10 protein-coding genes are annotated in these 14384 nt (G+C 72.6%); 7 read left to right on the top strand and 3 right to left on the bottom strand.

The genetic code is table 11. The annotated features are described in order from the left end of the window. The first annotated feature begins 50 nt into the window (after positions 1-50). From ACWEVN_RS06540 to ACWEVN_RS06525, 4 genes are all read left to right on the top strand, one after another. On the top strand, positions 51-1526 hold the full coding sequence (locus tag ACWEVN_RS06540) for a cytochrome ubiquinol oxidase subunit I (protein WP_452050515.1): 1476 nt from the start codon (positions 51-53) through the stop codon (positions 1524-1526). Between the two features lie 402 nt (positions 1527-1928). Further along, complete coding sequence (cydB, locus tag ACWEVN_RS06535; protein WP_452050514.1) at positions 1929-2936, top strand: cytochrome d ubiquinol oxidase subunit II; 1008 nt, start codon at positions 1929-1931, stop codon at positions 2934-2936. Further along, positions 2933-6151, top strand: a complete 3219-nt coding sequence (gene cydD, locus ACWEVN_RS06530; RefSeq protein ID WP_452050513.1) for a thiol reductant ABC exporter subunit CydD — start codon at positions 2933-2935, stop codon at positions 6149-6151. Before cydB ends, cydD begins: the two co-directional genes overlap by 4 nt. A gap of 59 nt (positions 6152-6210) precedes the next feature. Beyond that, positions 6211-7563 carry a GAF domain-containing protein gene (locus ACWEVN_RS06525; protein WP_452050512.1) on the top strand — a complete coding sequence of 451 codons (1353 nt, stop codon included), beginning with the start codon at positions 6211-6213 and terminating at the stop codon, positions 7561-7563. A gap of 193 nt (positions 7564-7756) precedes the next feature. On the opposite strand, the gene ACWEVN_RS06520 is transcribed toward ACWEVN_RS06525, so the two are convergent. Then, complete coding sequence (locus tag ACWEVN_RS06520; RefSeq protein WP_043788689.1) at positions 7757-8383, bottom strand: response regulator; 627 nt, start codon at positions 8381-8383, stop codon at positions 7757-7759. A 285-nt stretch (positions 8384-8668) separates the two neighbouring features. Here ACWEVN_RS06520 and ACWEVN_RS06515 point away from each other — a divergent pair, with 285 nt between their 5' ends. Continuing rightward, the gene (locus tag ACWEVN_RS06515; RefSeq protein WP_449687316.1) at positions 8669-9136 is read left to right on the top strand and encodes an excalibur calcium-binding domain-containing protein; all 468 of its coding nucleotides are present in this window, start codon (positions 8669-8671) and stop codon (positions 9134-9136) included. Continuing rightward, positions 9133-9783, top strand: a complete 651-nt coding sequence (locus ACWEVN_RS06510; protein ID WP_449687315.1) for a class F sortase — start codon at positions 9133-9135, stop codon at positions 9781-9783. Before ACWEVN_RS06515 ends, ACWEVN_RS06510 begins: the two co-directional genes overlap by 4 nt. Here ACWEVN_RS06510 and ACWEVN_RS06505 read toward each other — a convergent pair. Further along, positions 9753-12008 (bottom strand): helicase-associated domain-containing protein, encoded by a 2256-nt coding sequence (locus ACWEVN_RS06505; RefSeq protein ID WP_452050511.1) that lies wholly within the window; start codon positions 12006-12008, stop codon positions 9753-9755. The genes ACWEVN_RS06510 and ACWEVN_RS06505 overlap by 31 nt on opposite strands. Positions 12009-12022: 14 nt before the next feature. Next, complete coding sequence (locus ACWEVN_RS06500) at positions 12023-12820, bottom strand: excalibur calcium-binding domain-containing protein (protein WP_452050510.1); 798 nt, start codon at positions 12818-12820, stop codon at positions 12023-12025. A 191-nt stretch (positions 12821-13011) separates the two neighbouring features. Here ACWEVN_RS06500 and ACWEVN_RS06495 point away from each other — a divergent pair, with 191 nt between their 5' ends. Next, positions 13012-14379 (top strand): exonuclease domain-containing protein, encoded by a 1368-nt coding sequence (locus ACWEVN_RS06495; protein ID WP_452050509.1) that lies wholly within the window; start codon positions 13012-13014, stop codon positions 14377-14379. The last annotated feature ends 5 nt before the right edge of the window (positions 14380-14384 follow it).

Below are 14384 nucleotides of genomic sequence, written 5' to 3'. Positions count from 1 at the left end.
GGGACCAGTTGATCTGGCCGGGTCAGGCCCCCCGGAGCAGGCTGGACCACGTGGAGGTCCTTGAGCTAGCGCGGTGGCAGTTCGGCATCACCACCGTCTACCACTTCCTGATGGTCCCGCTGACCATCGGGCTGTCGATCCTGGTCGCGGCGATGCAGACCGCTTGGGTCCGCACCGGCGAGCTGCGGCACCTGAAGATGACCAAGTTCTGGGGCAAGCTGCTGCTGGTCAACTTCGCCATGGGCGTGGTGACCGGGATCGTGCAGGAGTTCCAGTTCGGGATGAACTGGAGCGCGTACTCCCGCTTCGTCGGCGACGTCTTCGGCGCGCCACTGGCGATGGAAGGGCTCGTCGCGTTCTTCGTCGAGTCGACGTTCCTCGGCCTGTGGATCTTCGGCTGGGACCGGCTGCCGAAGAAGGTGCACCTGGCGTGCGCATGGGCGTTCTCGCTGGCCACGATGGCGTCGGCGTACTTCATCCTGGCCGCGAACTCGTGGATGCAGCACCCGGTGGGCGTGACGTTCGACAACGGCAAGCCGACCATGAACTCGATCTGGGCGGTGCTGACGAACAACACGGCACTGGCCGCGATCCCGCACACCCTGGCCGGCGCGTTCTCGGTGGCGGCGGCGTTCCTGGTGGGCGTCGCGGGCTGGCACCTCTGGCGGCGTCGCGCCAATGAGGACGTCTGGCGCTCGTCGCTGCGCCTCGGCGGCTGGGTCGGCGTGGCGGCATTCGCGGTCCTGGCGATCACGGGTGACGCGCAGGGCAAGCTGATGTTCGAGCAGCAGCCGATGAAGATGGCGTCGGCGGAAGCCCTGTGCCACACGGAAAAGCCGGCCAGCTTCTCGATCATCGCGATCGGCGACGTCTCGGGCGCGAACTGCGAGGACGTGAAGACGTTCAACGTGCCCGCGCTGCTGTCGTTCCTGGCGCACAACGACTTCTCGACCGAGGTCAAGGGCGTCGAGAACCTGGTGACGGAGTACCAGGCGAAGTACGGCACGAACTACCCGGACGACCCGGCCCTGGGTTCGCTGGCGGGCAAGCCGATCGACTACGTCCCCAACCTCCCGGTGACGTACTGGGGCTTCCGCATGATGATCGGCTTCGGCGCGATCTCGGCGGGCATCGGCCTCCTGGCCCTCTGGCTGACCCGCCGAGGCCGCATCCCCAGCGGCCGCTGGTTCCCGCTGCTGGTCCTCGGCGGCATCGCAACCCCGTTCCTCGGCAACAGCGCGGGCTGGATCTTCACCGAGATGGGCCGTCAGCCGTTCGTGGTGGCCCCCAACCCCACCGGCGTCGACGGCGTGTGGATGTTCACCGCCCAGGCGGTGTCGAGGCTGACCACGGGCGAGGTCTGGACATCGTTGATCGCCCTGACCACGGTGTACGCGGCCCTCGGCGTGGTGGAGGTCTACCTGATGCGCAAGTACATCCGCGGCGGCGTCGAAGCGGTGATGCCCCCGGAGAAGCCCAAGGATTCCGACAAACCGGGCGAGGACACGCTCGCCTTCGCGTACTGAGGCGGCCGAGATGCCCAATTCCCAGACCAGCGGCTGTGCAGCAGTTCTCCCAGGAAGCCGACCGAGTGCCGGTCGGAACAACCGACCAGCGCGGCCGACCGGACGTCTTCAACGCATCAGGCGAGCCCTTCCCGGCACACCCCGCCCCGCTCGAGGGTCTGGTTCGGCGCCGCTCCGGCGTCTCACCGCCGCTCCGGTCAGGCGGCCGAAGATGCCAAATCCCCAGCTCAGCGGCTGTGCAGCAGCCTCTCACCATCCAAAAGCAGCCCCCGCCCTTCCCGGGGGGCGTCCCCAAACCCAGTGTATCGGGTCGGTCACTCTCCAGGGTTACCCACAGCAAATCTGTGGACAACTCGACCCGTTGTGGATAACTCACGGCGACCGGCCGGTCGGAGGTGCCCGATGACCCTCGCCATCGTCTGGTTCGTCGTCATCGCCTTCTTCTGGCTCGGCTACCTCTTCCTCGAAGGCTTCGACTTCGGCGTCGGCATGCTGCTGCCCGTCCTCGCGAAGGACAACACCGAGCGGCGCGTCATGGTCAACACCATCGGCCCGGTCTGGGACGGCAACGAAGTCTGGCTCATCGTCGCCGGCGGGGCCATGTTCGCCGCCTTCCCCGCCTGGTACGCCGGGCTGTTCTCGGCCGCCTACCTGCCTCTGCTGCTCGTGCTGCTCGCCCTCATCGGCCGCGGCGTCGCCTTCGAGTACCGCGGCAAGGTCGACTCCGACCGCTGGCGCCGCAACTGGGACCGCGTCATCATGCTCGGCTCGTGGATCCCGCCGCTCGGCGTCGGCCTCATCCTCGCCACCACCGTCCTCGGCCTGCCCCTCGACGCCGCCGGCAACCGCGTCGGCGGAGCGTTCGCCGCCGTCCGGTGGGACACCCTGCTCGGCGCGCTCGCCATCGCCGCCTTCTCGATCACCCACGGCGCCGCGTTCCTCGCCCTCAAAACCAGCGGTGAACTGCGAGAACGTGCGAAGAACCTGGCCAGCAAGCTGCTCCCGGTCGCCATGGTGTCGATGGTCGCGTTCCTCTCGGTCGTCCAGTGGCGCGCCGGCACGTTGTGGACACTGCTCTCGTTCGGGATCAGTGCTCTCGCTGCGGCCGTCGCCTGGCTGCGGCTGCGCGCCGACCGCGACGGGCAGGCGTTCGCCGCGCTCGGCGTGGTCATCGCCGGGGCCGCCGTCACGATGTTCGGCGCGCTGTTCCCGAACGTGCTGCCCTCCACCTTCGACGCCGCCAACACCCTGACCATCGAAGGCGCCGCGTCGAGCCCGTACACGCTGACCGTGATGACCTGGGTCGCCGTCTTCGGCGCCCCGGCGGTGCTGATCTACCAGGGCTGGACGTACTGGGTGTTCCGCAAGCGCATCGGCACCCAGCACATCCCGGCGGTCCACGCACCATGAACGAACTTCCCGGGCGCGCAACCCTTCTCGCCTCGGAGTCCACAGTGGACTCAGCGCGGCCGGGAAAGGGCCCGCTCGGCGCGCTGCCGGCCCTCGTGCCGGCCGTGCGCCGGGCGCTGGTCCTGGTGGGCTTCCTGTCGTTCGTCCACGCCGCCGCCCTGGTGGCACAGGCGTTCCTGCTCGCCGACGTCCTCGCGGCGATCGTCGGAGCAGGGTCCGGGGGACGCACCGCCCAGCTGGCCGCGCTGCTCGCGCTCGTCGCGACGCGCGCGCTGACCGGCTGGGCGGTGCGCACGGTCTCCGCCCGCGCCGCCGCGACCGCGCAACGCGAACTGCGCGCCAAGGCCGTCGACCACGCGCTGCGCCTGGGCCCCGAGTGGACCGCCCAGCGCGGCCACGGCGAGCTGACCGCGCTCACCACCCGCGGCCTCGACGCGCTCGACGCCTACTTCCGCGAGTACCTCCCCGCCCTGGTCACGGCGGCCGTCGTGCCCCTCGGCGCCGGCGCGGCGATCCTGTTCGCCGACTGGCCGTCCGGCGTGATCGTCGCGCTGACCGTGCCGCTGCTGCCGATGTTCGCCATCCTCGTCGGCAAGTACACCGCCGACCGCGTCGCCGGCGCGACCGACGCAACGCACCGGATGTCCGAGCGGCTCCTGGAACTCGTCCGCGTGCTGCCGGTGCTGACCGCGTTCCGCCGCGCCGCGGCGCAGGCCGAGACCGTCCGGCGGCTGTCCGAACGCCACCGCCGCGCGACGCTCAAGACGTTGAAAGTCGCCTTCTCCTCGGCGTTCGTGCTCGAACTGGTCGCGACGCTGTCGGTGGCGCTCGTCGCGGTGGTGATCGGCGTCCGGCTCGCCGGCGGCAGCCTGCCGCTGGCCATCGGGCTCGGCGTGCTGATCCTCGCGCCGGAGTGCTACCAGCCGTTGCGCGCGGTCGGCGCGGCGTTCCACGCCAGCGAGGACGGCGTCGAAGCGGTCCGGCGCGTCGCCGATCTGCTGGCCCTTCCCGTGCCGCCGTCGGGGACCGCGATCCCGTCGCGAGGCGAGGTGCGGGTGGCAGCGCTGCGGGTGGCGCGCCGCGGCGGCTTCGCGCCGGACGGCGAGTCGTTCGCGGTCCGCCCCGGCGAGACGGTCTGGCTTCGCGCCCCGAGCGGCGGCGGCAAGTCGACGACGCTCTCGGCCCTGCTCGGCTTCGTCCCGGCGCACGACGGCACCATCACGATCGGCTCGACCGGCCTCGCCGACGCCGACCTCGCGCGCTGGCGTGAACAGGTCGCGTGGGTGCCGCAGTCACCGGTGTTCACCGGCGGCACGGTCCGCGACGAAACGGGCTCGCCGGACGAGCTGCTCGCCGAACTCGGTCTCAACTGGCTGGCCGACCGGCCGGTTTCCCAGCTGTCGCTGGGCCAGCGTCAACGCGTCGCCGTCGCGCGGGCGCTGAACCGGGTGCGGCACGGCGCCTGGCTGCTCCTGCTCGACGAGCCGACGGCGCACCTCGACGAAGCCAGCGCGCGCCTGGTGCTCGACGCCGTGCAGCGCGCCGTCGACAACGGCGCGGCGGCGATCATCGCGGCCCACGAACGCACCGCGGCGGTCGACCTGCCGTCCGAAGTCGCATCCGCCGCGGAGACGTCCACAGTGGACTATTCGGCCCCGCCGCTGAAGTGGCGCGCGCTCCTCGACGGACGTCTCTTCGGGGGCGCCGCGCTGGGCGCGCTGGCGCTGCTGGCCGGCGTGGCGCTGACGGCGACGTCGGGCTGGCTGATCGCCAAGGCGTCCCAGCAGCCGCCGATCCTGACGTTGACGGTCGCGGTCGTCGGCGTCCGCGCGTTCGGCCTCGGCCGCGCGGGGCTGCGGTACGTCGAACGGCTGGTCACGCACGACGCCGCGTTCCGCATCGCCGGCCGCGTCCGCGTGCGGCTGTGGAACTCGCTGGTCCGCCTCGGGCCGGCGCGCAGCCTGCGCGCGGGCGAGGGGCAACGCCGGCTGGTGGGTGACGTCGACACCGTGCGCGACCTGCTGCCGCGCGTGGTGTCGCCGCCGCTGGTGGTGCTCCTGGTCGCGGCCGGCGCGATCGCCGTGCAGACGTGGGTGCTGCCGGCGGCGGGCCTGACGCTCGCGGCGGCGGTGGCGCTCGGGCTGTGCGCTCCGTGGGTCGCCTTGCGCGCGGAGCGCCGGGCGACGTCCGCGCTGGCCACCGGCCGGCGCGAGGTGGCCACCCGCGTCTTGGTGATCTTCGAAGCCGCGGCTGAGCTGCTCGCGTTCGGCACGGCGGGGAATCACCGCCGCGCTCTGACGGACGCCGACACGCGTTTGGTGGCGCAAGCGCGTCGCCAGGCGTTCGGCGCGGGCGCAGCGGAAGCACTGGTGACGCTGGTCTGCGGAGCGGCGGCGGTCGTCAGCACGGCGTTCGCCGCGGCGGCGGTCGCGGACGGACGGCTCGACCCGGTCCTGGCGCCGCTGCCGGCGCTGGTGCCGCTCGCGCTGGCGGAGGTCCTGGCGCTGCTCCCGCCGGTCGCGCAGCACTGGGACACGCTGCAACGCGCGCGCCGCCGCCTCGCCGACGTGCCGGAAGCGCCGGTGCTCGCGGCGTCGGGGCCGGCGGTCTCGTTGCGGGGAGCGGACCTCGGCTGGCCGGGCGGACCGGTGGTGTTGCACGAGGTCGACGTCGACCTGCCACCGGGAACGTACGCGGCGGTGGTCGGCCCGAGCGGAGCGGGCAAGTCGACGCTCGTCGCGGCGTTGCTGGGGTTCCTCGCGCCCCGCCGGGGTGCGGTGGAGGTCCCGGACGCGGTGGCGTGGGCCCCGCAGGAGCCGATGCTCGCGGCGACGACGATCGCCGAGAACCTCCGCCTGGCCCGCCCGACGGCGACCGAAGAGGAGCTGTGCGAGGCGTTGCAAGCCGCGGCGCTCGACGTTCCGCCGGAGACGGTGCTCGGCAGCGGCGGCACCGGACTGTCCGGCGGCCAGGCCCAGCGGGTGGCGCTGGCGCGGGCGCTGCTCGGTGCGCCGTCGGCCGGGCTGGTGCTGCTGGACGAGCCGACCGCGCACCTGGACGAAGCGACGGCCCGGGCGGTGCGGGCACACCTGCGGGAGGCCTTGGCCGGCCGCACGGTCGTGCACGTGACGCACGTGGCGGCGGAGGCGGCGGACGCGGACGTGGTCCTCGAGGTCCGCGACGGCCGGGTCGTGACCAGAGTGCCGGTGCCGTGATCGATTCCCGCGGTGTCCCTGCCGCGCCGTCGCCGCGCCGCGCGATAATGGCGGAACTCATGGATCCGACGCTTGCCGCGCGCGCACTGTCCGCGGCCACAGAGATCACGAGCACCGCCCTGTCCGGCGACGACCCGGGAGCGGTGCTGGACACGGTCGTGGCCAGAGCGGCCGAGCTGGCCGACGCCGACCTGGGCCTGGCCATGGTGAGCACCGAGGACGGCCGGGTCGTGGTCGAGGCCGCCTACTACGCCACCCCCCACCCGGCAGGCGAAGTCACCACACGACCCGGCCCAGACGACCCGAAAACCGGCACGGCCGCCGGCGGCACCGGGCCGGCGATCGAAACGGGTCGGCCGCCAGCCGAGCTCGGCGACGGCAGCGCAACCGGCTCCGCCGCAGTGGCGGGCGAACCGCGTCTCGGCGGCTCGGCCCCGGTCTCGGGCAGCCCGCAACCAGGTGCGGCAGCCGGTGGGGAGTCGCTGCGGGGGTTGGCTCTTCCCGCCGACTCCGCGGCCGGTCAGGTGGCTCGCGGGGGCGAACCCGTGTCCAGCGAAGACTTCACCGTCGATCCTCGCACCGCGCCCTACGTGCCCGCCGAACTCCACGGCTACGGCCCCTTCGCGGCCGCGCCGTTCGGGTCCGGGGGGCGGGTTCTCGGGTCGCTCACCGTCTACCGGAAACGGGGGCGGGAGCCCTTCTCCGCGGGCACCGTCGAGATGCTTGTCGCCTTCGCTGCCCAGGCCGGGGTTGTCCTCGCGCTCGCCGAAGGGGCCAACGCGCGCCATCGCGTTGCCCTCTACGAAGAGCGGGAGCGCATTGCCCGCGAGCTTCACGACGTCATCGTCCAGCGGCTCTACGGCGCCGGGATGCAGCTGGACCGTGTCCGGCGGAACATGCGCAAGCGGTTCGCCCAGGCCGATGGGGCTCGGCTTTCCGATGCCATCGACCAGCTCGACCAGACCATCGAGGAAATCCGCGGCACCGTGCGCGCGCTGCGGTCGCCGGAGCCTCGCCACGACACCGGCACGCCCACCGACCTCGCCGAGTCGGCGCGCGGCGAGGTTCGCATCGCCGGCGAGCTGCTCGGCTACCCGCCGACCCTGGAGCTGTCCGGCGAATTCGCCGACATCCCCGCGGAACGCGCCGACCACATCCGGGCCGCGCTGCGGGAAGCACTGTCCAATGTGGTCCGGCATTCCGGCGCCAGCGAAACCCGCGTGACGCTCACCAGGGACTCCGACGGCGTCAAACTCCGCGTGCGGGACAACGGTTCCGGTGTTCCCCAAGGCGTGGCCACCCGTGGGCTGCGCCATCTCGCCGAACGCGCCGACGCCGCGGGCGGGAAGTTCTTCCTGAACTCCTCACCCAGCCTCGGCACCCTCGTCGCGTTCGACCTGCCGCTCGACTGACTCATCCTTCTCGGGTCATCCAGCCTCCCTTCCACGCCCTCGACGTTGATCTTACCGGCCGGTCGAACATATATTCGACTCACGTTCGAGTGAATCTGGGCGGGGAAACGACCTGATCGACATGGCTGACCGTGACGAGGTGCGGAAAAGGTCGCAGCGAACGGCGGATTGCGAACGCGGCGGCTGCGGATGGTTACTTCTCGCGCCGCGCGATCCAGGCCGCCGCCTGCGTCCGGCGCTGCATGCCGAGCTTCGCCAGCACCGACGTGACGTAGTTCTTGACCGTCTTCTCCGCGAGGAACAACCGCTCGGCGATCTCGCGGTTCGACAGGCCCTGGCCGATCAGCTCCAGCACGTCGCGCTCGCGCTCGGTGAGCGTCGCCAGCTCGTCCGTCGGCGGGTGGCGCATCTTGTCCAGAACGCGCGCGGTGCTCACCGGGTCCAGCAGTGACCGCCCGGCCGCCACCTCGCGGACCGCGTTCACGACGTCCTGCCCGCGCACCTGCTTGAGCAGGTACCCCGCCGCGCCGGCCATGATCGCGCCGACCATCGCCTCTTCGTCGTCGAACGCGGTGAGCATCAGGCAGGCCGGCGGGTTCGGCTTCGACCGCAGCTCGCGGCAGAGCGTGATGCCGTCGCCGTCGCCGAGGCGGACGTCGACCACCGCGACCTCCGGCTCGACGTGCATCGCCACCGCCAGGGCCTCTTCGACGCTGCTCGCCTCGGCGACGACCTCGATGTCGGGCTCGTCGCCGAGGAGGTCGCGGAGCCCGCGGCGGACCAGTTCGTGGTCGTCGACGAGCAGTACCTGGATCGGCATACCCCGAGGCTACGGGGTGCGCGGACACCGCGGTGGCGGCCGGTCGGCACCGTCACACGTGAATTACCTCAAAGGTGTGACCGCGGAGCCCGTAACATTCCGGCCGGTATGCATTCCTGAGCAGTGAATCCGCAGGTCAACACGGAAATGCGAAAGAATCACGGAACCTGGCGCTCTTCGTGGAGTGCTGGCATTTCCGGAATTTCGGAAACGTCCGTAACAGCGTCGCCGAGGCGGCGATAGTAACCACGCAATCGCCTCAGATTCCGTTCGGAAGGAATTTCGTTGTCCCTGTTTCGTCGTGCCTTGACGACGGCCGCCGCCGTTGCCGGGTTCGCTCTCCTCGGCCCCGTCCCCTTCGCTTCCGCGCAGCTCGCGACCCCGCTCGCCGCCGACAAAGACTGCTCGGACTTCCAATATCAGGAGGAAGCTCAGGCGGTTCTCGACGCCACGCCAGGCGATCCCAACGGCCTGGACCGCGACAAGAACGGCATCGCCTGCGAAACGCTCCCGCACCGGCCGAAGCAGCCGGCCACCGCAACAACGTCCACGACGAAAAAGACCACCACGCCGCCGAAGAAGGACACCAAAAAGACCGGCGGCCAGGTGAAGGTCAAGCCGGTCGGCGGCGTCGCCACCGGTGGCGGTGAGCCGGACGACGACGTCCCCGGGTTCCTCGTGCTCAGCGGCACGCTGCTCGCCGCGACCGTGTCCGGCGGCATGGTGCTCTACCTGCGCCGGCGCCCGAGTTGAGGCACCCGCGTCTGTGGCCCGCGGTCACCGCGGTCGCCGCCGCGCTCGGCGTCGTCGTGGCCGTGGCCCTCGTCCTCGTCCTGGCGCCGAAGGCACCGCAGGAGATCGCCCCGCCGAGCCCGGCCGCCCCGGACCCGGTGGGCACCGCGAGCCTCGCGCACCCCACGGCAACGACCGCCGACGGCCTCCCCTCGGCGAAACCGGCGTCACTGACCATTCCCGCGATCGGCGTCCGGGCCGGGGAGATCAAGGACCTCGGCCTGACGCCGGACGGCGCGCTGGAAGTCCCGGGCGACGCCACGACCGTCGGCTGGTTCACCGGCGCGCCGTCGCCCGGGGAGACCGGCCCGGCGGTGCTGGCCGCGCACGTCGACTACAAGCACGTGCCCGGCGCGTTTTCCCGCCTGAAGGACCTGCGGCCGGGCGAGCAGGCCAGGGTCGGCCGCGCGGACGGCCGGATCGCCGTCTTCACCGTCTACCGCGTCGACCGCTACGCGAAGGCCGCGTTCCCGACCGACGAGGTCTACGGCGACACCCCGGACCCCGAGCTGCGGCTCATCACCTGCGGCGGGGCGTTCGACCGGTCGAGCGGCAACTACCTCGACAACGTCGTCGCCTACGCGAGGCTCACCGCCGTCGAGGCCTGAGCCAGCTCGATCCGCGCCAGCTCGAGCCGCCGGTAGGTGCGCTCGTGGAGAGACCAGACGTCCAGGACGTCGCCGTCGACCTCGGGATAGGCGATGACGAGGTGCTCGCCGCCGTACGTGATGTCCACCGGCAGCCCGGCTTCCAGCTGCCAGCAGAGCTGTTGCTGCTTCGGCGTGAGCCGGCCGGCGTAGCGGTCGCTCATCGCCCGCGCGAGCTGGCCGCGCAGCAGCGCCGGGCCGGTCGCCGGGGCGGCCAGCAGCCGCTCGGCGTGCCCGGCGGGATCGGGTGGCTGTTCGCCGGGTTCGGGGTCGCGGACGGCCACCGTCGGCTCGGTCTGGTCGCGGGCGGGCAGCACGATGCTGCCGTCCGCGGCGTGGCGGGTCGGCGCGTAACCCGCTTCGCGCAGCGCCTCCAGCGTACGAACGGCGTCCACAGTGGACGTCAACACGGTCGGCGCCACCGCGCGCAGGCCGAGTTTGGCGAGCTTCCGGTGCGCGGCGAGCTCGGCCAGCACGGCGGGCTCGCCGACGACGACGCTCGCGACGTCGATCACCTGCGCCTCGCCGTGCCGCCGCGCCACGTCGTTGACCAGGTACACCAGCGGCTGCGGCAGCTCTCCCGTGGCGACGCCGCGCAGGTAGCCGAGCAGTTCGGCGACCTGAACGCCCTGGTCGAACGCGCGCCGCACGGACGCCGGCGAGAAGCGCCAGCTGGTCGCGGTGCCCTGCGCTTCCCGATCGGCGACGCGGTCGAGCAGCGCGGCGAGCCGGGCGTCGGGTGAGCCGGGCACGATCGCCGTCAGGTCGGTGCCGAACAACGCCGTCGTGCGCGCCCGGGAGACCAGTTCGCCGGTGACTTCGACGAGCTTCTCCGGGGTGAGCAGGGCGCGTCCGGCCGAGGTCACGGCGCCGTGCGCGATGACGCCGAGCAGTTCGCCCTCGCTGAGCGCCTCCCCGACGAGCCCGCCGAAGTCGTCGGTCGGCAGCAGCGGTGCGTGCCACTCGGCCAGCTCGATCAGCGCGTCGACGTCGGTGACGGCGTCGCCGGGTGCGAGCCGCGCCAGCAGCCGCACGAGCAGCCGCCGCACCAGCGCCTCGACGTCGGCTCCGAACTCCGGGGGCACCGGGTCCCACCAGGTCGTCAGCAGCAGCCGGTACAGCAGCGCCGGCTCGGGCCGGGCAAGGTCCGGGTTGGGCGCGAGGGTGGGCGCGGGTGCCTTCTGGCCGCGGCGCGGTGGCGGTGGCTCGTCGGCCAGCAGCAGCCCGGCCTGGACGGTGAGGTCGACGGCGAGCGCGATCTCCGCCGGCGTGGCGCCGGTGTCCTTGGCCAGCTTCTTGACCAGCCGGGCCCCGATCGTGCCGTCCTTGAGCAGCGGCAACGGTTCCGCGGCGGCCAGGTCGAGGATCGCCGACACGCGGTCGAGCAACCGCAGCGCGGCGGCCGACGACGTCGAATCCGCCTCGGCCGCTCCCATGGGGGTGACGGTGCACTCGGGTTCCGCGGGCGTGAACGGCAGCTGGTGGTCGGGCCCGCGCAGCGCGAGCGAGACTTCGATCGGCATGGCCACGGTGCCGTGGTAGGTCCCGAACAGGAAGCCGTGGTCGTGCGCCCAGCCCGCCGGGGCGATGCCCTGCACCTCGGGAACGCCGTCGGCCATGTCCAGCAACAGCTTCCGCGTCTCCTCGGGCGCGGTGGCGAACAGGTCGCGGACGCGGTCGCCGTCGCGGAAGAAGCGGACGAGCTCCGCCTTCTTCGCGGTGATCCCGAGCGCTTGCGCCAGCTTCGCCAGCCGGGTCGTGCCGAGTTCTTCGAGCAGGCTCGCGATCGGCCGGCCAAGCCCTTCGGCGCCGAAGCCGGTGCGGTGCAGCAGCTGCGGCAGCGTGATCCCGTCGTCGTCTCGCCAGAGCAGCGCCCGGTCTTCCAGTTCGTCCACATAGGACTCGACGTCGGTGGCGCCGAGCAGCCGGGCGACGTCCGCGACGGGCACCGGCCGCTGCCCGAGCGCGCACCACAGCTGGACGGCCCGCAAGACCTGCACCAACGGCATCGGCAACCCGAGCAAGGCGGCATCGACGGACCCGGCCGAGGCGAGCCGCGCCGCGACGACGTCCAGCCGCCGCGGCCACGGCTCCGCCAGCACGTCCGGCCGGTGGGCCAGCACCTTCGCGAGGGCGTCCTGGTCCAGGCCCGTGAGCCGGCCGAGCAGTTCGCCGTCGGTCGTCATCGGCCCAGGCTAGATCACCGTTCGCAGGCGACGCCGTCGCCGTCACGGTCGAGCCCGGACCGGTAACCCGGTTCGCCGCGGTACAGCGGCGCCGCGTGGGCGGCCTTCGCCGCGGCGCAGTTCGCGTAGTACGCGCTCTGGGCCGGAGCTTCTTCGGTGGTCTCCACGGGCGCGGGCGGGGGAGCCGCCTTGGTGGCCGGGGCCGGCTTCGGCGTCGCGACCGGTGCGGGGGCGGAGGTCGGCGCGGGCGCGGGCGCATCGATGGTTCCGCGGCACGGCGGCCCCCACAGGCCGCTGACGGCGGTCTTCGCCGCGGTTTCGGTCGCGGCGAGCGCCGGCAATGCGGCGGCGGTCGCGTACTTGAGATAGCCGTTTTGAATCGCCAGAGTCGCGTAGTCCTGACCGTCGGCCAGAGTCACGGCGATGCCCTGCGCCGTTTCCGCGCCGAGCGTGACGGCTTTGCCGGAAAGCGTCGAGGTGGCCCAGGCGAGCGATTCCGCGGCGTAACAGCCGTTGCTCGCGAGAGGGGCGAGCACGCCGAGGACGTGCACCGTTCTGGTGCTGCCGTCGCTGCCGTTCACGACGACGGTGGCCCCGTCCGTCACGCTGCCGACGGTGTAGGCGACGGCCACCGGAGACGGCGTCGGGGACGCGCTCGTGCTGGTCGGCGGCGGTGTCGAGGACGCGGGGGCGGCGGCGGTCGTGACCTTCGGCTCGGGTGCCTTCCCGAAGATCGCGCCGAGCACGAACAGGACCGCGAACGCGGCCAGGACGATCTTCAGCCAGTTCGGAAAGCGCTTCTTCGGCTGCATGCGGGATTTCCTCGTTCCTCGAGCGACGTGCCGACGGTGTACTCGGGAAATCTCCCGTCGTTGTTACGCACGAGCCCGTGATCGACCACCAGTCGTTATCCGGCGGAATGTTGCCGTCACGATCACGTCACGAACCACGGCCGCACGCCGAAAAGCTGTCACAACGGCCGATCGGGAAACGACCTGCGGACGTGATCGAATCCCTCGCGCTGCTCGGCACCGGCGGTTTCCCCGCGCACGGTCTCGACTTCACCGCACTGGACATCCGGACCACCGGGTTGCGCCCGGGCCGCGTCGTCGAACTCGCCGCGGTGCGGGTGCACGCCGACGGCTCGCTCGCCGGTGAGCTTTCGACGCTGGTGGACCCCGGACCGGGGGTGCCGCTCGTCCACGGCATCACGCGCGCCGAACTCGACGGCGCACCATCGTTCGGCGAGGTGCTGGGCCCGCTGCTCGACCTCTGCGCCGGCAGCGTCGTCGTGGCGCACGACCCGGCCTTCGCCGGGGCGTTCCTCGACCGCGAGATCGGGGCACTCGGCGTCCGGGTGCCCGCGCTGCCGGGCGTTTCGACGACGGCGGCCGCCCGGTCGGTGGTGCGGCTGCCCAACTACCGGACGGCCACTGTGGCGCACGCCCTCGGCGTGCCCACCGGGCCCTCGGCCCTGTCGGCGGCGCGGACGATCGCGCGGCTGGCGACCGTCCTGTTCGGCCGGTACGGCCTGACGTTCGCGACCCCGCCGGTCTTCCCGAGCCTGCCGCGGTTCGCCGGCGGCCGGCTGCTTCCCCGCGCCGAGGAGCCGCCCGCCGAGCCGGGGTGGATGGCCGAGGCCGTCGAGCGGATCCCCGACGGCGGAGCCGGGAACGCCTACCTGGACCTGCTCGCCGGCGTCGTCGCCGACCAGCACCTGACGCCGGACGAGGTGACGGCCTTGGCCGCGTTGGCGCGCGAGGCCGGGCTGTCCGAAGCGCACGTGCGCTCGACGCACGAACAGTTCGTGACCGCGTTGCGGGAGATCGCGGAACGGGACGGCGTGGTGACCGCGGCGGAAGCGCGCGAACTGCGGCAGGTGGCGACCGCGCTCGGCGTCGCCGGCGCCGGTGACCTGCGGCCGAGCGCGGGCGGGAAGCCGACCCGGGTGCTGGTGCTCGGCGCCGGCATCGCGGCGGACCGGCTGCGGGCCCGCGTCCTCGCCGAGGGCGTCCAGCTGGCGAAGAAGCTGACCGCGAGCGTCACGCACCTGGTGGCCGACGAGACCGTGCCCGCGAACGAGCCCCGCCTGACGCGGGCCGCCGAGCTGGGTGCCGTCCTGCTCGACGTCGGTTCCGCACCGGTCGCCCTCGGGTTCGAGCCGCCGCCCGCTCGGCCGGCCGCGGCGCCCGCCGTGACGTCGAAGCTCGTCGGCGGGCGGATCCTGATGGGGATCGGGTTGCTGCTGATGGTCATCGTCGTTCTCGCGATGTTCGGGGGGACGCCGGTGGCGGCCGGGATCTTCTTCGCCGCGTTCGGGGTCGGGGCGCTGGTCGGCGGCTGGTGGCTCGCCGAGCCCGTGGCGCGCTAGCCTCG

This window comes from Amycolatopsis sp. NPDC003861, assembly GCF_053605405.1.
This window is presented reverse-complemented; position numbering and strand designations above follow the sequence as displayed.

Coding starts and splice junctions, on each gene's coding strand:
- cydB (WP_452050514.1), top strand. CDS start 1,929: ATGACCCTCGCCATCGTCTGGTTCGTCGTCATCGCCTTCTTCTGGCTC.
- cydD (WP_452050513.1), top strand. CDS start 2,933: ATGAACGAACTTCCCGGGCGCGCAACCCTTCTCGCCTCGGAGTCCACA.
- ACWEVN_RS06525 (WP_452050512.1), top strand. CDS start 6,211: ATGGATCCGACGCTTGCCGCGCGCGCACTGTCCGCGGCCACAGAGATC.
- ACWEVN_RS06520 (WP_043788689.1), bottom strand. CDS start 8,383: ATGCCGATCCAGGTACTGCTCGTCGACGACCACGAACTGGTCCGCCGC.
- ACWEVN_RS06505 (WP_452050511.1), bottom strand. CDS start 12,008: ATGACGACCGACGGCGAACTGCTCGGCCGGCTCACGGGCCTGGACCAG.
- ACWEVN_RS06500 (WP_452050510.1), bottom strand. CDS start 12,820: ATGCAGCCGAAGAAGCGCTTTCCGAACTGGCTGAAGATCGTCCTGGCC.